General features: G+C 61.9%; 22 protein-coding genes. 17 read left to right on the top strand and 5 right to left on the bottom strand.

What is annotated here, in order from left to right:
- The first annotated feature begins 32 nt into the window (after positions 1-32).
- From HX805_RS14695 to HX805_RS14685, 3 genes are all read left to right on the top strand, one after another.
- Positions 33-932 carry an AraC family transcriptional regulator gene (locus HX805_RS14695; RefSeq protein ID WP_177080945.1) on the top strand — a complete coding sequence of 300 codons (900 nt, stop codon included), beginning with the start codon at positions 33-35 and terminating at the stop codon, positions 930-932.
- A 91-nt stretch (positions 933-1023) separates the two neighbouring features.
- Complete coding sequence (locus HX805_RS14690; protein WP_003219700.1) at positions 1024-1470, top strand: GNAT family N-acetyltransferase; 447 nt, start codon at positions 1024-1026, stop codon at positions 1468-1470.
- A 4-nt stretch (positions 1471-1474) separates the two neighbouring features.
- The gene (locus tag HX805_RS14685; RefSeq protein ID WP_003219703.1) at positions 1475-1735 is read left to right on the top strand and encodes a hypothetical protein; all 261 of its coding nucleotides are present in this window, start codon (positions 1475-1477) and stop codon (positions 1733-1735) included.
- A 287-nt stretch (positions 1736-2022) separates the two neighbouring features.
- Here the strand turns inward: HX805_RS14685 and HX805_RS14680 are convergent, their stop codons facing one another.
- Positions 2023-2967: a sensor domain-containing diguanylate cyclase gene (locus HX805_RS14680; RefSeq protein ID WP_177080946.1), complete on the bottom strand. Its 945-nt coding sequence runs from the start codon at positions 2965-2967 to the stop codon at positions 2023-2025.
- 243 nt (positions 2968-3210) lie between these two features.
- On the opposite strand from HX805_RS14680, the gene HX805_RS14675 reads away from it, so the two are divergent.
- Positions 3211-3459, top strand: coding sequence for a DUF1652 domain-containing protein (locus tag HX805_RS14675; RefSeq protein ID WP_008435982.1), 249 nt, complete (start codon positions 3211-3213; stop codon positions 3457-3459).
- Between the two features lie 4 nt (positions 3460-3463).
- Here HX805_RS14675 and HX805_RS14670 read toward each other — a convergent pair whose 3' ends face one another.
- A complete protein-coding gene (locus HX805_RS14670; RefSeq protein WP_166742173.1) occupies positions 3464-3607 on the bottom strand; it encodes a hypothetical protein in 144 nt (47 codons plus the stop codon).
- Between the two features lie 270 nt (positions 3608-3877).
- Here HX805_RS14670 and HX805_RS14665 point away from each other — a divergent pair, with 270 nt between their 5' ends.
- From HX805_RS14665 to HX805_RS14645, 5 genes are all read left to right on the top strand, one after another.
- The gene (locus HX805_RS14665; RefSeq protein WP_003219711.1) at positions 3878-4198 is read left to right on the top strand and encodes a YXWGXW repeat-containing protein; all 321 of its coding nucleotides are present in this window, start codon (positions 3878-3880) and stop codon (positions 4196-4198) included.
- Positions 4199-4245: 47 nt separating this feature from the next.
- Entirely contained in the window at positions 4246-4827 is a 582-nt protein-coding gene (locus HX805_RS14660; RefSeq protein ID WP_102607490.1) for an RNA polymerase sigma factor, read from the top strand.
- Positions 4824-5255: a hypothetical protein gene (locus tag HX805_RS14655; protein ID WP_003219715.1), complete on the top strand. Its 432-nt coding sequence runs from the start codon at positions 4824-4826 to the stop codon at positions 5253-5255. Before HX805_RS14660 ends, HX805_RS14655 begins: the two co-directional genes overlap by 4 nt.
- Complete coding sequence (locus tag HX805_RS14650; RefSeq protein WP_003219717.1) at positions 5252-5728, top strand: periplasmic heavy metal sensor; 477 nt, start codon at positions 5252-5254, stop codon at positions 5726-5728. Before HX805_RS14655 ends, HX805_RS14650 begins: the two co-directional genes overlap by 4 nt.
- A 240-nt stretch (positions 5729-5968) precedes the next feature.
- Positions 5969-6178 carry a YXWGXW repeat-containing protein gene (locus HX805_RS14645; RefSeq protein ID WP_080673247.1) on the top strand — a complete coding sequence of 70 codons (210 nt, stop codon included), beginning with the start codon at positions 5969-5971 and terminating at the stop codon, positions 6176-6178.
- Between the two features lie 72 nt (positions 6179-6250).
- On the opposite strand, the gene HX805_RS14640 is transcribed toward HX805_RS14645, so the two are convergent.
- Positions 6251-7192 (bottom strand): LysR substrate-binding domain-containing protein, encoded by a 942-nt coding sequence (locus HX805_RS14640; protein WP_177080947.1) that lies wholly within the window; start codon positions 7190-7192, stop codon positions 6251-6253.
- Positions 7193-7310: 118 nt separating this feature from the next.
- Here HX805_RS14640 and HX805_RS14635 point away from each other — a divergent pair, with 118 nt between their 5' ends.
- The 3 genes from HX805_RS14635 to HX805_RS14625 are packed head-to-tail and all read left to right on the top strand — an operon-like array spanning position 7311 to position 9575.
- Positions 7311-8315: an aldo/keto reductase gene (locus HX805_RS14635; protein WP_177019750.1), complete on the top strand. Its 1005-nt coding sequence runs from the start codon at positions 7311-7313 to the stop codon at positions 8313-8315.
- Between the two features lie 16 nt (positions 8316-8331).
- Positions 8332-9129, top strand: a complete 798-nt coding sequence (locus tag HX805_RS14630; protein ID WP_003219722.1) for an SDR family NAD(P)-dependent oxidoreductase — start codon at positions 8332-8334, stop codon at positions 9127-9129.
- A 29-nt stretch (positions 9130-9158) separates the two neighbouring features.
- A complete protein-coding gene (locus HX805_RS14625; RefSeq protein ID WP_177080948.1) occupies positions 9159-9575 on the top strand; it encodes an SRPBCC family protein in 417 nt (138 codons plus the stop codon).
- A 126-nt stretch (positions 9576-9701) separates the two neighbouring features.
- On the opposite strand, the gene HX805_RS14620 is transcribed toward HX805_RS14625, so the two are convergent.
- Both HX805_RS14620 and HX805_RS14615 read right to left on the bottom strand, forming a co-directional pair.
- Entirely contained in the window at positions 9702-11099 is a 1398-nt protein-coding gene (locus tag HX805_RS14620) for a cell wall metabolism sensor histidine kinase WalK (RefSeq protein WP_008435962.1), read from the bottom strand.
- Positions 11077-11760: a response regulator transcription factor gene (locus tag HX805_RS14615; RefSeq protein ID WP_003219726.1), complete on the bottom strand. Its 684-nt coding sequence runs from the start codon at positions 11758-11760 to the stop codon at positions 11077-11079. The genes HX805_RS14620 and HX805_RS14615 overlap by 23 nt, the downstream gene beginning before the upstream one ends.
- A 368-nt stretch (positions 11761-12128) precedes the next feature.
- On the opposite strand from HX805_RS14615, the gene HX805_RS14610 reads away from it, so the two are divergent.
- From HX805_RS14610 to HX805_RS14590, 5 genes are all read left to right on the top strand, one after another.
- Positions 12129-13034, top strand: coding sequence for a hypothetical protein (locus tag HX805_RS14610; protein ID WP_177080949.1), 906 nt, complete (start codon positions 12129-12131; stop codon positions 13032-13034).
- Positions 13035-13334: 300 nt separating this feature from the next.
- Positions 13335-13679: a hypothetical protein gene (locus HX805_RS14605; protein WP_177028787.1), complete on the top strand. Its 345-nt coding sequence runs from the start codon at positions 13335-13337 to the stop codon at positions 13677-13679.
- A 96-nt stretch (positions 13680-13775) separates the two neighbouring features.
- Positions 13776-15014 (top strand): TolC family protein, encoded by a 1239-nt coding sequence (locus tag HX805_RS14600; RefSeq protein WP_177080950.1) that lies wholly within the window; start codon positions 13776-13778, stop codon positions 15012-15014.
- Complete coding sequence (locus HX805_RS14595; protein ID WP_177080951.1) at positions 15007-16278, top strand: efflux RND transporter periplasmic adaptor subunit; 1272 nt, start codon at positions 15007-15009, stop codon at positions 16276-16278. Before HX805_RS14600 ends, HX805_RS14595 begins: the two co-directional genes overlap by 8 nt.
- On the top strand, positions 16275-19388 hold the full coding sequence (locus HX805_RS14590; RefSeq protein WP_177080952.1) for an efflux RND transporter permease subunit: 3114 nt from the start codon (positions 16275-16277) through the stop codon (positions 19386-19388). Before HX805_RS14595 ends, HX805_RS14590 begins: the two co-directional genes overlap by 4 nt.
- Positions 19389-19419 lie beyond the last annotated feature (31 nt).

The raw sequence follows: 19419 nt of genomic DNA, 5'->3' as shown, positions 1-19419 counted from the left end.
ACAGTGGTGCCCAGGCCCTCCGAGAAGTACGTATGCCCGGCACCAGCATCACCACCTATGGCATGGAACAACGCAGCGACCGCTCTGACTTCTACATCCGCGACAAGCGGGGCAGGGCGGCGCTGACCAGTCCCCATCGCCACGAATACTTCCAGATCCAGATCAACCTGGGTGGCGACACCGTGCAGCACATCGGCGGTGCGGTGCGCCCGTTCCCGAAAAAGGCCCTGGCCTTTATCCTGCCCCATCGCCTGCACGTGATTCCCCATCCCGACGACGGCGACTTCATGCTGATCAATTTCAGCCAGGGTTTTTTCCTGCCGCAACTGACCTGCGACCCGCTGGACCTGGAAGACATCCCCATCGGCCAGGCGCCGGAGCTGTCGCCGTTCCGCTTCCAGGAGCAGTTGGACTTCATCCTCGACGACGCGGCCTTCGAAGAAGTCAAAACCTGGCTGGAACACATGCGCACCCTGGACGCCCACCGCAGCTTCGGCGCCCGGGAGCGGCTCAAGGGTTACCTGTTCCAGTTGATCGGGCTGGTGTGCCAACAGTACGCCGAACCGCTCCAGGCGTTCGCCGCCAACAACGCCACCCGGCGTGGGCGCAAGGATGCCCTGGCCCGGGTGCAAGGCTACATCCGCGAGCATTTGCACGAGCCGTCGCTGAACCTGACGGATGCAGCGGCGGCGGCGTTCCTGTCGCCCAACTACCTGACCCACCTGTTGCGCAAGGAAACCGGCAAACCCTTCTCCCAGTTGGTGCTCGACCGGCGCATGCAACTGGCGCGCACGCTGCTGCTCAACAGCCCGCAGATGATCGGCGCGATTGCGCACCGTTGCGGGTTTACCGACGAGGCGTATTTTTCCCGGTGTTTCCGCAAGGCCCACGGGCTGGCGCCGGGGCAGTTCAGGCGGCGTGAGCAGGATTAACGCGCAATCCGGCTGACTGTTTTACAAATCCACCACAACCGATGTGTTTCAATTTACATACAATTGAGCGTCTCATCGGGAGGCGGTGCACATGGGTTCGGTTATACGGTTGGCAACTCCGGGCGATATCAATGCCATTTTCGACATTCGCACCGCTGTGGTGCAGAACCACTTAAGCCGCGAGCAGATGGCTGAGCTGGGCATTACCCCGCAAGTCGTCGCCGACAGCATGCGCGAGGCGCCTTGCGTATGGCTTGCCGAACTGGACGGCAGGCCTGTCGCGTTTGCAATGGTTGATCTTGCCGAAGGCGAGGTGTTCGCCCTGTTTGTATTGCCGTCTCACGAGAACCTTGGGTTGGGCCGCCAATTGATGGCAGTGGCCGAGGCCGCGCTGTTCGAGCACCACGACACGCTCTTCCTGATCACGGATGGGCGGGATCAGATCCGTGCCAACGGTTTTTACCAGCGGCTTGGCTGGGCAGTGGTCGACACGGCCGAGGGCGACGATGTTCGCTATCAGAAACACAAGGTGCAATGAGTGTATGAGTGAGCTGGAACCCCCTCAATCCAATGCCTTGCGCTATTTTGGCGTCGGCGTTCTATGTGTCGCGGTGTTGTTGGGGACTTATTTCGTTCGGCTCAATGCCCAGGTCGACCGGCAGCGGGAAGAGGCGGCGGAGCGCCTGGCGTTATGCCGCCAGGCGGCGAGTGTTTCGCGCGCCACGCCCCAGGACGAACTTGTGTTGGTGGATCCGTGCAAACACCTGTATCAGCACTATTTGAAGAAGCCCACGCACTTTTAATCAATAACCTTATTTTTATCGCGGAATTAAACAGCGAAGTTTGTTTAACGATGCACTGTTATTGCACCAAAAAGTGGCATTTCCAATAATCGGATCCATTAAAAAAGTGTGGTTATTGAATGACTTAGCGCTGTTTTAATCCGACGAAAGGTTGAAAATTATCTTGTTACAAGTTTTCCCGCTGGGTAATATAGCCGGGCGTTCACCTCCCACGGTTTATGCATTTTTAAATCCCAAGTTTCCATCAGCTACTTGGGATTTTTTTTGCCCGCGATTCGGCTTTTGTGTCAATCCGCCACGTTGGCAAACTCTGCACGCATCCGGCCATTGCGCTTGGCCTGGTACAGCAACTTGTCGACGGCTTCGACAAAGGCCAGCGCCGCGCCGCCCGGCGTTACCGTGCAAGTGCCTACGCCCAGGCTCAGTGTCAGCAGGTCCGACACCGCCGAGTGCTCATGCGCGATCTGCTGCTGGCGGATCAAGTGCAGGCAGCGTTCGGCCACGCGCCGTGCCGACTCGGCATCGGTTTCCGGCAGCAGCCACACAAATTCCTCACCGCCGATGCGCGCAATGAAGTCCCGTGGCCGGTTGGCCGCTTGCGACAGCGTGCGTGCCACCTGGCGCAGGCATTCGTCGCCCTTGATATGCCCATAGAGGTCGTTGTACTGCTTGAAATAGTCGATATCCAACAGGATCAACGTCAGCGGCAACTGGCTGCGCTGGGCGCTGGTCCATTCCCGCGCCAGCACGGTGTCGAACATGCGCCGGTTGGCGATGCCGGTGAGGCCGTCCTGGAACGAATACTCCTCCAGCTGCTTCTGCAGGCGAATCAGGTGTTCTTCGGTCTTCTTGCGCTCGCTGATGTCGAACATGAAGCCGATCAGCGCCTGCACCTCGCCGTCCTTGCGCTCCACGTGCACCACGTCGCGAATCCACACGTACTCACCGCTGGCGGTCAGCGCCCGGTAATCGGCTTCATGATCGACCCCGGCGCGGGACTGCGAGACGCAGAAGTTGACTACGTATTCGCGGTCATCCGGGTGCATGCGTTCCACCCAGTCGTCCACGGTGGCCCAGCTCTGTGGCGTCCAGCCCAGCAGCGCCTCGATTTGCGGGCCGATGTAGCTGAAGGTCATGGTCGGCCAGTCGATGCGCCAGGGGATGGCCTTGGTCGATTCCAGCAACGTCTTGTACACAGCACTGTCGGGTTCGATCAAAGGTTCGATACTCATGCGGGGTGCTCTCGGTGTCGGAAAAAACCAGAGCATCTGGCCATCATCGCCAGGAAGCAAGCCCTTCGCGTGGCATCGGATAAGAGGGGGGCTGTGTGGTTTTTCTGGCGTCAGCCGGCCAGCGGTTTTAGCCGAAATGCGCACCAAGTATCACTTTTGAATTAATTCCCGGGCAGTTTGAAAAAGCTCATCTACCCTAGACGGATCACGTGCTCCGAGCCCCGTACAGGGAAGGGTGCCCGCATGATTTCGATCGCCGAGTTTCGCCACATCATGGAGTCGGGCTTCCTGCCCCTCGCCTGTGACTGCTCATTGAACAGCGACGGTTCGCTGCGCATCAACATCTTCGACCCGGCCTCCGGGCGCGTCGACCTGCTGCTGCCCCGTGTGTCGCCCCAGGGTCTGGACAGCATCCGTTCCATCTCAAACCTGATTGGCGAACTGCGCACCGAGATCAAGGCCGGGCGCAGGGGGTTTGCAGCGGTCAGTTAGCGGATCAGGAGATCGCTTGTGCCGTCGGGGTAGTCACTACCCCGTAACCGCGCCAGCAGCAATGCTCGCGGTGCCCCGGCAGGAACACGCAGCCGCCAAGGTTCATGAGCAGGACGGCGGCAACCAGCAGTGAAATTCGACGAGACATGGTGATTTCCTCAAGGTGATGGGCGTCGCCAACCAACAGAACGCGCCTGTCGATTACCAACGGTTAACCCTTGAACGCGGCCACATGGATAATTCCGTCGCGGCCTTTCAACAATTTCATCAACTCCCCGCAAACCCTGGGCAATACTGGCCCTGCCTGCCGTCCTGAGCGGTCGCGATAAAAAGTTCTTTTTGTTGCGACGGATTTTCGGACACCTGCCGTTCAACCCTACAACTGCGATCACTGGCGATCGCCGATGAAGGAGTTGTCATGAGACTTGCACGACCGCTGGCCAAATTACGTTATGCCCTGTTGATCCCGCTGGCACTGGCCGCCCTGGTCAGCACGCCGACGTTTGCCCAGACCGAAGTGATCATCCGCGAAGCGCCACCGCCGATGCGCGTCGAGGCCGTTCCCGTCGAACGCCCTGGCTATGTGTGGGATCGCGGGCACTGGCGCTACGAAGGGCGCGGTTATGCCTGGGTACCGGGCCACTGGCAGCCGGTGATGCGCAACGCCCGTTGGGAACCTGGCCACTGGGAATCGCGCGGCCCCAACTGGTACTGGAGAGAAGGGCACTGGATCCGCTGAGCATTCCGTCAACCTGACCCTTAGCCACCGGACCGAGACTTGCCCTATTGAAAGACACTGATCCGGACGTTGAGCTGTTGGCCCGCATCGGTAACAACGAACCGGCGGCCATCAACGAAATGGTGACGCGCAAACTGCCGCGTTTGCTCGCGCTCGCCAGTCGGATCCTCGGGGATGCCGACGAGGCCAGGGACGTGGCCCAGGAAAGCTTTCTGCGTATCTGGCGCCAGGCTGCAAGCTGGCGCAGTGGCGAAGCGCGTTTCGACACCTGGCTGCACCGCGTGGCACTCAACCTGTGCCACGACCATTTGCGTCGGCGCAAGGAGCGCCCGTTGCGCGATGAGGAGGCGATGAGCGAGGTGGTCGACACAGCGCCTGCGCCCGATGAACAGCTGGAAGCGGCCGCCCGCAGTGAGCACATGGCGGCGGCGTTAGCGTCGCTGCCTGATCGCCAGCGTGAGGCGATTGTGTTGCAGTATTACCAAGAGCTGTCGAATATCGACGCCGCGGCGCTGATGAACATCAGCGTCGAGGCACTGGAGAGCTTGCTGTCACGGGCCCGGCGCAACCTGCGCAGTTACCTTGACGACACACCCGGGCCCGCCCGCCCAGGAAGGGGAAAACCATGACGCCTGAACGATTTGCCCAATTGGCCGAGGCTTACGGCGGCCACTTGCACCGTTGGCCGCGCGCCGAACAGGCCGAGGCCCAGGCCCTGCTGGACGCAGGCGATGCCAGCCTCCTTGAGGTGCTGCATCAGGCGCGATGGCTCGACGGCCAGCTGGACGGCTATCAACTGGCACCCGTCGACCCGGCGCTGGCGCGGCAGATTCGCCAATCGTTTCCCCAGCGCCAGTCCTTCTGGGCGCGCTACGCCGGCTGGCTGTCGCCGGCCGGTTTTGTTGGCGTGGGCATCGCCGGGGTCGCCGCCGGAATCCTGGTGGCATCGTTGAGCGTGCCGTTGCCCATGCTTGGCCCTGAAGTACTGCCGAGTGTCTTCGACCAGGGCGACGCCGAAGTCGTCTTCACCGTCAACGCCGAGGAAAGCGAGCAATGACCCCGTCACCCAAGTACCTGAAGCCGCTGCTGGTTGTGTCGGTGTTGTTCAACGTGTTTTTGATCGGCGGGGTCGGCGGAGGCTTGTACCACTGGTTGGCGAACACCAAGCCCGCCGAGGCGGTGGTGAACCAGCATGGCCTGCGCCAGGCGATGGTCAAGCTGCCGCCGGAACGGCGCAAGGAACTGCGCCAGTTGTTGCGCCAGAACCGCGCCGACAGCCAGCCGCTGGTGCTGGCCGGGCGTGAGGCGCGGCTGGACGTGATCAAGCAACTGGAGGCGCCGACTCTCGACCGTGAGGCGTTGGTGACGGATTTGGGCAAGGCCCGGGAGGCGGACATGGCGCTCAGGGCGCTGGTGGACAACACCCTGGCGCAGTTCGCCAGCACCTTGCCCCGGGATGAGCGCCAGCGGTTGGTGGAGGCGTTGTATATGAAGGGGCAGGCGAAGGGCAAGGTCGCCAAGAGCCACTGATGATGATCGTTCCCACGCTCTGCGTGGGAATGCCGCCCCGGACGCTCTGCGTCCAGTTGGCGATGCAAGGTTCAAGTCTTAAGCAGTGGTGACGCGGAGCGTCACGGGATGCGTTCCCACGCAGAGCGTGGGAACGAGCATTAATGACCGAGACGGGCGACGGATTTTCCCGGTTGGCGGCGTTTAACCCGGGTAGGCCCGCCACTCAGGCGAAGGCCAATCTCATTGGGGAACCGTGCCATGTCCCGCCTATTCAAAGCTACGCTGGCCGCCACGTTGATGGCGGCTGCGTTGTCCGGTTGTATTGTCGAGCCTGTTCATCCGCGGCGTCCGCCGCCTTTGGTCGAGGTGGTGCCGGTGGCGCCGGCGCCAGGGTATCAGTGGGTGCGGGGGCACTATCGCTGGGGGAACGGGCAGTGGTTATGGGTGCCGGGGCATTGGCGGTACTGATCCACCACACGTTCAACTGCGACACCAAAACCCTGTGGGAGCTGGCTTGCCTGCGATGGCATCACCGCGGTCTTACTGACAGACCGAGGTGCCTGCATCGCGGGTAAGCCCGGCTCCCACAGGTGACAGGGGCTCTGTCAGGACTTTCCTGAACGTCTCCACCAGCGGCCGCAGATTGATCCGATGCCACGCCGCCCACAGCGGCGTGGTGTAGGTCAGCCACGGCAGTTCTCGCAGCACAACGCCCGGCGGTGCATTGCGGCTCAAGCCCTTTTGCACCATCGCGACACCCAGCCCCGACGCCACCAATCCCAACGCGGTAAACGGCTCGCTGGCTTCCATCGGAATCTGCGGGGTAAACCCTGCCCGAATGCACGCCGCGACAAAGTCATCCGCCGGGTTTGCACCCGCTTTGCGCTGCACGCCAATCCATTGCTGCTCGGCCAGATGCTCAGGCAGCAACTCGCTGACGCTGGCCAGCGGATGCTGCTCGGGCAGCGCCAGCAGCATCGGATCGTCCAGCACTTGCAATGCAATCAGGTCCGGGTCATCCGCCGCCGGTGGTTCACCCACCAGAGCGATATCCAGGCTGCGTTGGCGCAGGCCTTCCAGTTGCTCGATGGAGGGCAGGTTGTACAGGGCGATATGCACGTTGGGCCGCGCGTCACGCAGTACCTTCAGGCCGTTGGGCAGCACCCCCGCGTGCATGGCGTTTTCGATGTAGCCGATGCACAGTCCGCCTTCTTCGCCTTTACCCAATCGCCGGCCCAATGACTCCAGGCGGTTGGCGTGGGTCAGCAGCGCCTTGGTTTCGGCGAGGAACGTCTGGCCGTCGCGGGTCAGGCGGATGCGCTGTTGGCTGCGCTCGAACAGGGTCAGGCCCAAGCGTTCTTCCAATTGGGCAATCTGCCGGCTCAGGGGCGATTGGGAGATGTGCAACCGTTCGGCAGCACGCCCCACGTGTTCTTCTTCAGCGACTACAACGAAGTAGCGCAATTGGCGGAAGTCGATCATGTCAGACCTTAAGGGACTCAAGTTGGTCGCAGTATGTCTTGGACGGTCCGATCTCTGCAATCTACGATCTGCTCAACGGTCAACACAGCGACCTTGAACAATCTTGAGGATTTACCCCATGAGCTTGAAAGACAAACTGCCCGGCGTGCTGGGTTTTGGCACCGCCCCCTTGGGCAACATGTTCCGTGCGATTCCTGAAGAGGAGGCGCAAGCCACCGTTGAAGCGGCCTGGAACCAGGGCGTGCGTTACTTCGACACCGCACCGTTCTACGGCTCGGGCCTCTCTGAAATCCGCCTGGGCCAGGCCCTGTCCAAGTACAACCGTGACGACTATGTGCTCAGCACCAAGGTCGGCCGGGTGATCCTGGATGAAGTGGAAGAAAGCGCCCGCGACCTCGGCGAGAAAAGCGGCGTGTTTGAACATGGCCGGCCGAATAAGATGGTCAACGACTACAGCGCCGATGCCACCCTGCGCTCCATCGAAGACAGCCTCAACCGCCTCCAAACCGACCGCCTCGACATCGTGTGGATTCACGACATCGCCCAGGACTTCTACGGTGATCAATGGCTGGACTACTTCAATCAGGCGCGCACCGGTGCTTTCAAAGTACTGACCCGCCTGCGTGAAGAAGGCGTGATCAAGGCCTGGGGCCTGGGCGTCAATCGGGTCGAGCCTTGCGAGTTGACCCTGGACCTGGCCGAAGCCCAGCCCGACGGTTTCCTGCTTGCCGGTCGCTACACCTTGCTCGACCATGAACGCGCCTTGCAGCGCTTGATGGAGGCAGCCCAGGCGCAGAACGTCGAGATCGTGGTCGGTGGCCCTTACAGCTCCGGGATCCTGGCGGGCGGCGCACATTTTGAGTACCAGAAAGCCAGCCCGGCGATCATCAGCAAGGTCGAGCAGATCAAGGCGATTGCCGCGGCCCATGGCGTGAGTGTGAAAGCCGCTGCACTGCAATTCTCCCTGGCTCACCCGGCAGTGGCCGCAGTGATTCCGGGTGCCAGTCGTCCGGGGCGCATTGCTGAAGACGTCGCGGCGTTGTCAGAGAAGATTCCCGCAGCCTTTTGGCAGGCCCTGCGCGAGGCACGATTGATTTCGGCCCGTGCACCGCTGCCGCTCTAACCACAGGAACGCGAACATGAAAATTGATATCAGTGGCAAAGTCGCAATCGTCAGTGGCAGCACCGCCGGCATAGGCCTGGGCATCAGCCAGGCGCTGGCGCAATCCGGCGCTACGGTGGTGGTGATCGGGCGTGAATCGGGCAAGGTCGACGAGGCGCTGGCGACCATTCGCCAGGCCGTGCCCGGCGCGGATCTGCGTGGGCTGGTGGCGGACCTCGGTACGGCCGAGGGCGCTGAAAAGCTGTTCGCCGCCGAGCCGCGCGCCGACATCCTGGTGAACAACCTCGGGATCTTCAACGACGTCGATTTCTTCGACGCCCCCGACAGCGAGTGGACGCGTTTCTACGAGGTCAACGTGATCTCCGGTGTGCGTTTGTCGCGGCATTACACGCCGGGCATGGTCGAGCAGGGCTGGGGCCGGGTGATCTTTGTGTCGTCGGAATCCGGGGTGGCAACGCCGGCTGACATGATCAATTACGGCGTGACCAAAAGCGCCAACCTGGCGGTGTCCCATGGCTTGGCCAAACGCCTGGCGGGCACCGGGGTGACGGTCAATGCGATCCTGCCGGGGCCGACCTTTACCGATGGCCTGGAGCACATGCTCAAGGACGCCGTGGCCAAGTCCGGGCGCAGTGCGCGGGACGAGGCGGATGTGTTTGTGCGCAATGCGCGGCCGACGTCGATCATCCAGCGCGCAGCGAATGTGGATGAAGTGGCGAATCTGGTGGCGTACATTGCTTCACCGTTGTCCTCTGCCACCACCGGTGCCGCGTTGCGGGTCGACGGCGGTGTTGTCGACAGCATGGCGATCTGATTTTTCTTGAATGGTTTGGAGTGTTAATCGTGGCAAAAGCATCTGCTGTTATTGAAATCCCGGTTTCGGCCGAACAGGTTTGGCAATTGGTCGGCGGCTTCAATTCGCTGCCGGACTGGCTGCCCTTTATCGTCAAGAGCGAGCCGAGTGAAGGCGGGCGCGTGCGTCATCTGCAAACGGCGGATGGTGGTGTGGTGGTGGAGCGGCTGCAACGCTTTGATAACGCGGCGCGTACTTACAGCTACTCCATAAGCGAGTCGCCGTTTCCGGTGAGTGAGTATTTGGCGACGTTGAAGGTTGAGGCGCTGGGTGACAGCTCCGCGAAGGTGACCTGGTCAGGCGTGTTTACTCCGGTGGCCGGTGTGACGGATGCGGCGGTGGAGGAGTTGTTCAGCGGTGTCTACAGCGGTGGGCTGGATGCGTTGCGCGGTAATTTTCCGGGCTGAATGAAGATCAAATGTGGGAGCGGGCTTGCTCGCGAATGCGGTGGATCAGTGCCAGATGGGTTGACTGACACTCCGCATTCGCGAGCAAGCCCGCTCCCACATTGGTTTTGTGGTGTTCTTCAGGCTTCAGGCTTCGGGCATCAGTTGTTGGCGGCATTCGAGGATCAGCTTCGCACCGCCTCGTTCGCTGCTGCCGACTTCCAGTTTGAAACCGTGCAGGTTGATGATCGCGGCCACAATCGACAGCCCCAACCCAAACCCGCCTTGTTGCTGATTGCCTTCGTCCACCCGGTAAAACCGCTGGAACACTGCCGCACGTTCAGCTGCGGGAATCCCGGGGCCGGAGTCGAGGACTTCAATGCGGGTGCTGCCGGCATCGTTCACGCCGCGCAAAATCACTTCGCCGCCCGGCGGGGTGAATTTGATCGAGTTGCTCAGCAGGTTGGCCAGGGCTTCGAACAGCAGCGCGCGGTCACCGGTGATCCAGGGCAATGAGTCCGGCACTTGCAGCAGCAGTTCCATCTCGCCTTCTTCTGCCAGGGGCAGGTAGAAGTCGTGGAGTTCCTGCAGCAAGGGCAGGGGATCAAGCACCAGGAAGCCCGAGCGGCGCTGGTGGTCTTCCAGTTCGGAAATCCGCAGCAGGCCGCGAAAACGCGCCATCAAGGTGTCGGTCTCGGCGATGGCCGCGTCCAGTTGCAGGGCGTGGGGCGCGTCTTCATCAGCCTGTTGCTGGATTCGGTACAGCTGCGCCCGCAGGCGGGTCAGCGGGGTGCGCAAGTCGTGGGCGATGTTGTCGCACACGCCCTTGACCTCGTTCATCAGCTTCTCGATACGGTCGAGCATCGCGTTGACGATGGCTGCCAGCATGTCCAGTTCGTCGCGTCGGTCGGACAATGGCAAACGGTGGGTCAGGTCGCCGGCCACGATGGCTTCGGCACTCGCCTGGATCCCGCGAATCCGCCGCAACGGGCGCCGCCTGAGCAGGTGCCAGCCGGCCGCGCCGGGAATGATCGTCAGGGTGATCCCCCACAGCAAGGCGTGCAGGATGATCCGCGTCACGCCGAACAGCGAGCCGTTGGCCCGCACCAGGATCAGCCAGCGGCCGTCTTCGGTGTGGGTGGCTACGGCGTCGCAGCTGTCGCGCGGCAGTTTCGGGTCGTCGGAGTCGATGCAGTTGGCCAGGGCGTGGATGTGCCCGTCCATTGGCAGGTCGGGCGGTATCACGCGGATCGGGCCGCTGATGGGGTTGAACTGATTATCGAACAGGCCGTAGGCGTCAACGCCCTTCATGTCGAAGGTCATGCTGGTGGTCAAGGCTTCCACCAGCTCTTCGCCGTCAAACCGCTGGAACAGGTGCTGGCGCTGCATCAGGGAGTGGCGCGAGAGGTCGCCCAGGTAACCGGACACCTCGTAGTACAGCACGCCCATGAGGATGCAGCTCCAGGCCACGAACAACGAACTGTAGAGCGCCAGCAGCCGGCTGCTGGAAGAGCGCCAGCCTTTAGAGGGGTTCAGCAATGACATACCCGGAACCTCGTACCGTGCGGATCAGCGGCGTGAGGCCCGGCGGGTCGATTTTTTTGCGCAGGCGACCGATGTGCACGTCGATCAGGTTGGTGCCCGGGTCGAAGTGATAACCCCAGACTTCCTCGAAGATCATCATCCGCGAGAGGATTTGCCCGGTGTTGCGCATCAGGAATTCCAGCAGTTTGTATTCGGTCGGCAACAGGCTCAGGGGCTGTTCGGCGCGGCTGGCTTCACGGCTGATCAGGTTCAGTTCCAGATCCGCTACGCGCAAGGCAGTTTCAAACTCCTTGACCGTGCTTTTGCGCCGCAGCAGCACTTCGACGCGGGCGGCCATTTCGTCGGAGGCGAACGGTTTGGTCAGGTAGTCATCACCACCGGCCCGCAGGCCACGTACCCGTTCATCCACATCGGAGAGGGCGCTGATCATCAGGATCGGCGTGGATACGCCGATGGTGCGCAGGGTGGTGACGATGGCCAGGCCATCCAGTTCCGGGAGCATGCGGTCGAGGGTGATCAGGTCGTAATCACCGCTGACGGCACGGACCAGGCCTTCGCGGCCATTGTCTACCCAGTCTACGTCCAGTCCATGGCTACTCAGCTCGGCAACGATCTCGCGGGCCGTTACGGCGTCGTCCTCGATGGTCAAAATGCGGGTCATAAGGATTACCTGGTGAGCGATTCACACTGAAGTGCGGGCATTTTGCCAAGAAATGATAGCCCGCTTCCTAAATAAAAATTTATGTAGGCACAAACGACACAATTCACCATAACCCGCTGAATCTGAACGAACGCTGTGTGTGTAGGATTTTTTGCATGCCATGGGGGGCGTATGGGTTATTTCCTACGAGGAATGCAATACGCCCGCCGCTCCGGGCCATTTCTTGCAAGTTGCATGGTTCAAATTAGTTCAACTTAATTAAGTTATTGAAATATATGAAGTTTTAATTTTCGAGCTTCTGGCACGTCGCCTGCACTGTCCCTTTTGAGACTTGTAACACTATTTTTCATGCCTGGAGCAAAACAACAATGATTACATCCTCATCCACGCTGCAAGAGTCGAGCACGCTCTCCGGGGTTTCCTGGGGCGCGATCTTTGCCGGGGCCGCTGCCGCGGCTGCGCTGTCCTTGATTCTGGTACTGCTGGGCTTCGGCCTGGGCTTTTCGGCGGTGTCGCCGTGGGCCGACAGTGGCATCAGCGCCAAAGGGCTTGGCATTTCTACCATTGTCTGGCTGGCGGTTACGCAAATCATCGCGTCGGGGATGGGCGGTTACATCGCCGGTCGCCTGCGGGTGAAATGGGCCAATATGCACGGCGATGAGGTGTACTTTCGCGACACCGCCCATGGCTTCCTGGCCTGGGCCGTGGCGACACTGGTGACGGCGGTGCTGATCGTCGGTTCGGTCAGCAGTGTGGTCAGCGGTGGTGTGAAGGCCGGTGCCAGTGTGGCATCGGGTGCTGCCAGTGGCATGAGCCAGGTGGCTGGCGCTGCCTCCAAGGGCGAAGACTTTGGCTACTACGTCGACAGCCTGTTCCGTGATGATCGCCCGGCCGCCGTCAGTGATGACGCGGTGCATGGTGTGGTCGCTCGCATCTTCGCTCGTACCGTGAGCAACAATGGTCAGCTGGCACCTGAAGACCGTGCTTACCTTGCACAGTTGATCAGCCAGCGGACCAACCTCAGCCAGGCCGATGCCGAGGCACGTGTTGACCAGGTCTATGGCCAGGCTCAAAAAGCCCTGGATGACGCCAAGTTGAAAGCCAAGCAGGCTGCCGACACGGCTGCAAAAGTGGCTGCCTACACGTCGCTGTGGACCTTCGTGGCGCTGTTGATCGGCGCGTTTTTTGCCAGCCTCGCTGCAACCTTTGGTGGTCGTCGCCGGGATGCCGTGGTGTATCTGGAAACCACTCCCCACACCACTTCCGTTCGTTAATTCAAGGAGAACGTCATGCGCTCATTACTGCTGTTTTTCCTCGGTGTGCCTATCCCGGTCATTATCCTGATCGCGATCTTCATGCACTGATCCTCAGGCTTGCTCGGTCCTCATGTGGGAGCGGGCTTGCTGGCGAAAAAAGCGGTGTATCAGTCACATATGAACTGGCTGATACACCGCTTTCGCGAGCAAGCCCGCTCCCACATTTTGTTTTGTGTCGTTGCTGCATTCCGGGCGAAGGCGAAATCTCCGGATTTTGTTAATTGTTGCTTAACATCCTTTTAGCTAAGCTCCCGCCCCATGAGCCGCTATCTGCGTTTTTTCCTGGTGCTGATGTTGAGTCTTGCGCTTCCCCTGACCGGGATGGCGGGTGTGCCGTCGAGCACCGAGCCGTGCCCGATGCAGATGTCCGACATGCAGATGATGAGCGACATGGCCCCTGACTGTTGCCAGGACGGCGCAGCCGCCGATCACAGCAAAAGCTGCAAGCCCGGCCAGGAGTGCAAGACTGGCGGCATGCTGCAATTGTCGATGCCGGTGCTCAAGGCCCCGGTGACTGCTTCCAATGCGCTGGTTGTCAGCGTCTCTTCCGACTTCATTCCCGACCGCACGCCGTCCGGCGTCTGGCGCCCGCCCCGTCGCTGAATCCTGTTGCACCTGAAGACTCGTCCCTGAACCGGGACGGCCTTGCTGTGGGCCGCGTAAAGCGGTGCGCAGCGCAACAGAACAGGACACTTCAAGATGAATTTCCTATGCGTGCGTGCCTTGGTGATGGGCGTGCTGGCGTGGCCGACGCTGGCGTCTGCGCTGACCCTGGATGAGGCCTTGCGCCTGGCGCAAAACAACGCGCCGTCGCTGACGGCTGAATCCTCCAAATTGCAGGCCGCGACCCAGGCGGCGATTCCGGCCGGCGAACTGCCGGACCCGAAACTGGTAGTAGGCCTGCAAAATTTCCCCATTGGCGGGCCCAATCGCGGCACGCTGTATGGCGATGACATGACCGAACAAATGATCGGCATCCAGCAACAAGTGCCCAGCCGCGACAAGCGCAAGGCACGGGTTGAGTTGGCGTCGGCCAGCGTGGACACGGCTGCCGCCGAAGGCCGGATCGAGCGCTTGAATGTGCGTCAGGCCACCGCCCAGGCGTGGATTCGCGCCTATGCGGTGGAGCGCAAAGAGGCACTGTTCAAGGACTTCTATCAGCAGAATCGCCTGCTGCAAGACACCGTGCGTGCGCAACTGGCCGGCGGTCGCGGGCAGCCTTCCGACGTCGTGATCCCGAAGCAGGAAGCGGCTGACCTGGCCGAGCGCGAGGATGAGCTGATCCAGCAACGCGCCCAGGCCCGGGCGGCCCTCAAGCGCTGGATCGGCCCGGCCGCCAGCGAAGCCCCCAGCGGGCAATTGCCGAACTGGAAAATCGACACCACCGGCTTCACCCACAACCTGCACCAGCACCCGGTTCTGCAAGCCTTTGCACCGCGCACCCGCGAGGCCGAAGCCCGGCTGAACGAGGCCAGGGCGCAAAAGACCTCGGACTGGAGTTGGGAAGTGGACTACCAGCACCGAGGCCGTGAGTACGGGGACATGGTCAGCCTGCAATTCACCTTCGATTTGCCGATCTTCCCCGGTCGCCGACAAAACCCCGGTATCGCCGCCAAGCAGGCCGAACTCGACCAACTGGACGCCGAACGCGAAGCCAAGACCCGTGAACATACCCAGGAACTCGAAGACGACCTGGCCAACTACCAGCGGCTGGACCGCGCCGTGCAGCGCAGCCAGGACAGCCTGGTGCCGCTGGCCGAGGAGAAATTGTCGCTGAGCCTGGCGGGGTATCGCGCGGGCAAGGGCGACCTGATGAGCGTGGTCAGCGCCCGCCGCGAGTGGGTCGAGGCGCGCTTCAAACAGATTGACGCCATTGAGCAGCGTGCCCTGACCGGCGCCCAGCTGTATTTCGCTTATGGGGAACCCGCCAATGAATAACCGAATCGTGAATATGGCCCTGTTGGGCGGCGTCCTGCTGCTGGGTCTGGGTGGCGGCTATTGGCTGGCGCAGACACGCGAGGCACAGCCGGCCATGGCCGGGACGATGCAGGCGCCGGACGAGAAAAAGGCGCTGTACTGGTACGACCCGATGTACCCGCAGCAAAAATTCGACAAGCCGGGCAAGTCGCCCTTCATGGACATGCAACTGGTGCCGCGCTACGCCGGTGGCGCCGAGGAGAGTACGGCGATTCAGATCGACCCCAGCCTGACCCAGAACATCGGCGTGCGCCTGGCGAGCGTCAGCCGTGGGGTGCTGGCGTCGAGTCTTGAGCTGTCGGGAATCCTCGCCTTCAACGACCGCGATGTGGCGGTGGTGCAGGCGCGCGCTGCCGGATTTGTCGAGCGGGTTTACGCCCGTGCGCCGGGGGATGTGCTCAAGGCTCAGGCGCCCCTGGCTGACATTCTGGTGCCCGAATGGGCCGCCGCTCAGGAAGAGTTCCTTGCTCTGCGACATAGCGATCCAGGTTTGTTGGCTGCCGCCCGCCAGCGTCTGCGCTTGAGCGGAATGCCTGCCGGGTTGATCACGCAGATGGAGCGCAGCGGCCGGGTGCAATCGGTGATGACCATCACCACCCCGCTGGGCGGCGCGTTGCAAACCCTCGACGTACGCGAAGGCATGACTGTCGCGGCGGGCCAAACCCTGGCGCGGGTCAATGGCCTGGGCACCGTGTGGCTGCAGGTCGCCGTGCCTGAAGCCCAGGGCGCCGCGCTGGCCGTTGGGCAAACGGTCGAGAGCCGTTTTGTCGGGTTGCCGGGACAAGTCGTCAAAGGCACCGTCGCCGCGATTCTGCCGGCAACTGCCATGGACAGCCGCACCGTGCAGGTTCGGGTCGAACTGCCCAACCCTGACGGTATGTTGCGCCCCGGTATGACCGCCCAGGTGCGCCTGGCCCAATCCAGCGGCCAATCGGTGCTGTTGCTGCCGAGCGAGGCGTTGATTCGCACCGGCAAACGCGTGCTGGTGATGGTGGCCGAGGAGGGCGGGCGATATCGCCCGGTAGAAGTCCAGGTAGGTGCAGAAAACCAGGACAACACCGTCATCCTCGCCGGCCTGCAGGAAGGCCAGCAGGTGGTGGCCTCCGGTCAATTTCTGCTGGACTCCGAAGCAAGTTTGAAGGGAATTATCACTCAATCGTCCGGCGGTTTTTCAGATGAGGGGGCCATGGACGGCATGAGCATGCAACCGGGAGCCCGGCCATGATCGCCCTGTTGATTCGCTGGTCGGTGGCCAACCGCTTTTTGGTGTTGTTGGCGACTTTATTCGTGACGGCCTGGGGTTTTTGGTCGATCCAGAACACCCCGGTGGATGCCTTGCCGGACCTGTCGGATGTGCAGGTGATCATCCGCACACCGTACCCGGGCCAGGCCCCGCAGATTGTCGAGAACCAGGTCACTTACCCGATGACCACCACCATGCTCTCGGTGCCGGGGGCGAAGACCGTGCGCGGCTTTTCGTTCTTCGGCGACAGCTACGTCTACGTGCTGTTCGACGAAGGCACCGACCTGTATTGGGCGCGCTCGCGGGTGCTGGAATACCTTAGCCAGTTGCAGGCGCGTTTGCCGGCATCGGCCAAGCCGGCGCTGGGCCCGGATGCCACCGGTGTCGGCTGGATCTACCAGTACGCGCTGGTGGACCGCACCGGAAAGCACGACTTGGCGCAACTGCGCTCGTTGCAGGACTGGTTCCTCAAGTTCGAGCTCAAGACCCTGCCCAATGTCGCCGAAGTGGCGACCATCGGCGGCCAGGTCAAGCAGTACCAGGTGCAGATCGACCCGCTGGCCCTGGCCAGTCGCGGCATCACCCAGGCCCAGGTGGTGGAAGCCATCGGCAAGGCCAACCAGGAAACCGGCGGTTCGGTGCTGAACATGGGTGAATCGGAATACATGGTGCGAGCGTCCGGCTACCTGAAAACCCTGGAGGACTTTCGCGGCATTCCCCTGCGGCTCGACACCCACAACGTGCCGGTGACCCTTGGGGATGTAGCGACGATCCAGCTGGGCCCGGACATGCGCCGGGGCATCAGTGAACTGGATGGCGAAGGCGAGGCGGTGGGCGGCGTGGTGATCCTGCGCAGCGGCAAGAACGCCCGCGAGGCCATCGCGGCGGTCAAGACCAAGCTGGAGCAACTGCAAACCAGCCTGCCGCCCGGGGTGGAAATCGTCACCACCTACGATCGCAGCAAACTCATCGATCGCGCCGTGGACAACCTCAGCCACAAGCTGCTCGAAGAGTTCCTGGTGGTGGCGCTGGTGTGCGGGATCTTCCTGTGGCACCTGCGCTCCTCGCTGGTGGCGATCATCTCGTTGCCGGTGGGGGTGTTGATTGCCTTTATCGTCATGCGCTTCCAGGGCATCAACGCGAACATCATGTCCCTGGGCGGGATTGCGATTGCCATCGGCGCGATGGTCGATGGCGCGGTGGTGATGATCGAGAATGCCCACAAGAAAATCGAAGCCTGGCACCACGCGCATCCGAACCAGGAATTGAAGGGGGAGGCGCATTGGAAGGTCATCACCGATGCGGCAGTGGAGGTGGGGCCGGCGTTGTTTTTCTGCCTGCTGATCATCACCTTGTCGTTTATCCCGGTGTTCACCCTGCAAGCCCAGGAAGGCCGCTTGTTCGGGCCGCTGGCCTACACCAAGACCTATGCCATGGCCGCTGCGGCGGGGTTGTCGGTGACCCTGATCCCGGTGCTGATGGGCTACTGGATTCGCGGGCGTATTCCCGATGAGCAACGCAACCCGCTGAATCGCGGCCTGATCAAACTCTACCAACCGGCCCTCGACGCGGTGTTGCGCTGGCCGCGCATGACCTTGCTGGTCGCGCTGCTGATGGTCGCCAGTGCGCTATGGCCGGTGTCGCACCTGGGCGGTGAATTCCTGCCGCCGCTGGATGAGGGTGACCTGTTGTATATGCCGTCGGCGTTGCCTGGTTTGTCGACGCAAACTGCCGGCGCATTGCTGCAACGTACAGACCGCTTGATCAAGAGCGTGCCGGAAGTCGCCCACGTGTTCGGCAAGGCCGGCCGCGCAGAAACGGCCACCGACCCGGCGCCGCTGGAAATGTTCGAAACCACCATCGAGTTCAAGCCGCGAGACCAATGGCGCCCCGGCATGACTCCGGAAAAATTGGTGAAGGAACTCGACCGGGTGGTGCAGGTGCCGGGGCTGACCAACATCTGGATTCCGCCAATCCGCAACCGTATCGACATGCTCGCCACCGGGGTCAAAAGCCCGATCGGCGTGAAGGTCGCGGGTTCCAGCCTGATGGACATCGACGCCGTGACCCAGGCCGTGGAAAAGGTCGCCAAGACGGTGCCCGGCGTCAGCTCGGCGCTGGCGGAACGCCTGACGGGCGGGCGCTACATCGACGTGGATATCGACCGCCCGGCCGCCGCGCGTTATGGCCTGAACATCACCGATGTGCAGTCCATTGTCTCCGGGGCGATTGGCGGGGAAAACATCGGCGAGACCGTCGAAGGCTTGGCGCGGTTTCCCATCAACCTGCGCTACCCGAAAGAATGGCGCGACTCGGTGAGCGCGTTGAGCAACCTGCCGATCTATACCCCGTCGGGTAGCCAGATCACCCTGGGCACCGTGGCCAGGATCAAGGTCAGCGAAGGCCCGCCGATGCTCAAGAGCGAAAACGCCCGGCCTTCCGGCTGGGTGTACATTGACGTGCGTGATCGCGACCTGGCGTCGGTGGTGAAGGACTTGCGCGAGGCGATCAACCAGAACGTGCAACTGCAACCGGGCATGAGCCTCAGCTACTCGGGGCAGTTCGAGTTCCTGGAGCGGGCCAATGAACGCCTGAAACTGGTGGTGCCGGCGACTTTGCTGATCATCTTCGTGCTGCTGTACCTGACGTTCCGGCGGGTGGATGAGGCGCTGCTGATCCTCGCCACGTTGCCGTTCGCGCTGACGGGTGGGGTGTGGTTGCTGTACTGGCTGGGCTTCAACCTGTCGGTGGCGACGGGTGTTGGATTTATCGCGTTGGCGGGGGTGTCGGCGGAGTTTGGCGTGATCATGCTGCTGTATTTGAAAAACGCCTGGGCCGAACGCCAGGGAGGAGGGGACCAGGCCCTGCTCGAAGCCATCACCGAAGGTGCCGTATTACGCGTGCGGCCCAAGGCGATGACCGTGGCCGTAATCATCGCCGGCTTGCTGCCGATCCTTTTAGGCGGCGGCACCGGCAGCGAAGTCATGAGCCGGATTGCCGCGCCCATGATTGGCGGCATGCTCACAGCGCCCTTGCTCTCCCTCTTCGTCATCCCGGCGGCATATAGGCTAATGCGCAAATCCAAAAGCTAACGACAATCAAATGTGGGAGCGGGCTTGCTCG

The organism is Pseudomonas sp. G5001 (genome assembly GCF_013385475.1).
GTDB lineage: Bacteria > Pseudomonadota > Gammaproteobacteria > Pseudomonadales > Pseudomonadaceae > Aquipseudomonas.
The sequence above is the reverse complement of the archived record's forward strand: the minus strand, read 5'-3'. Positions and strand labels throughout refer to the sequence as shown.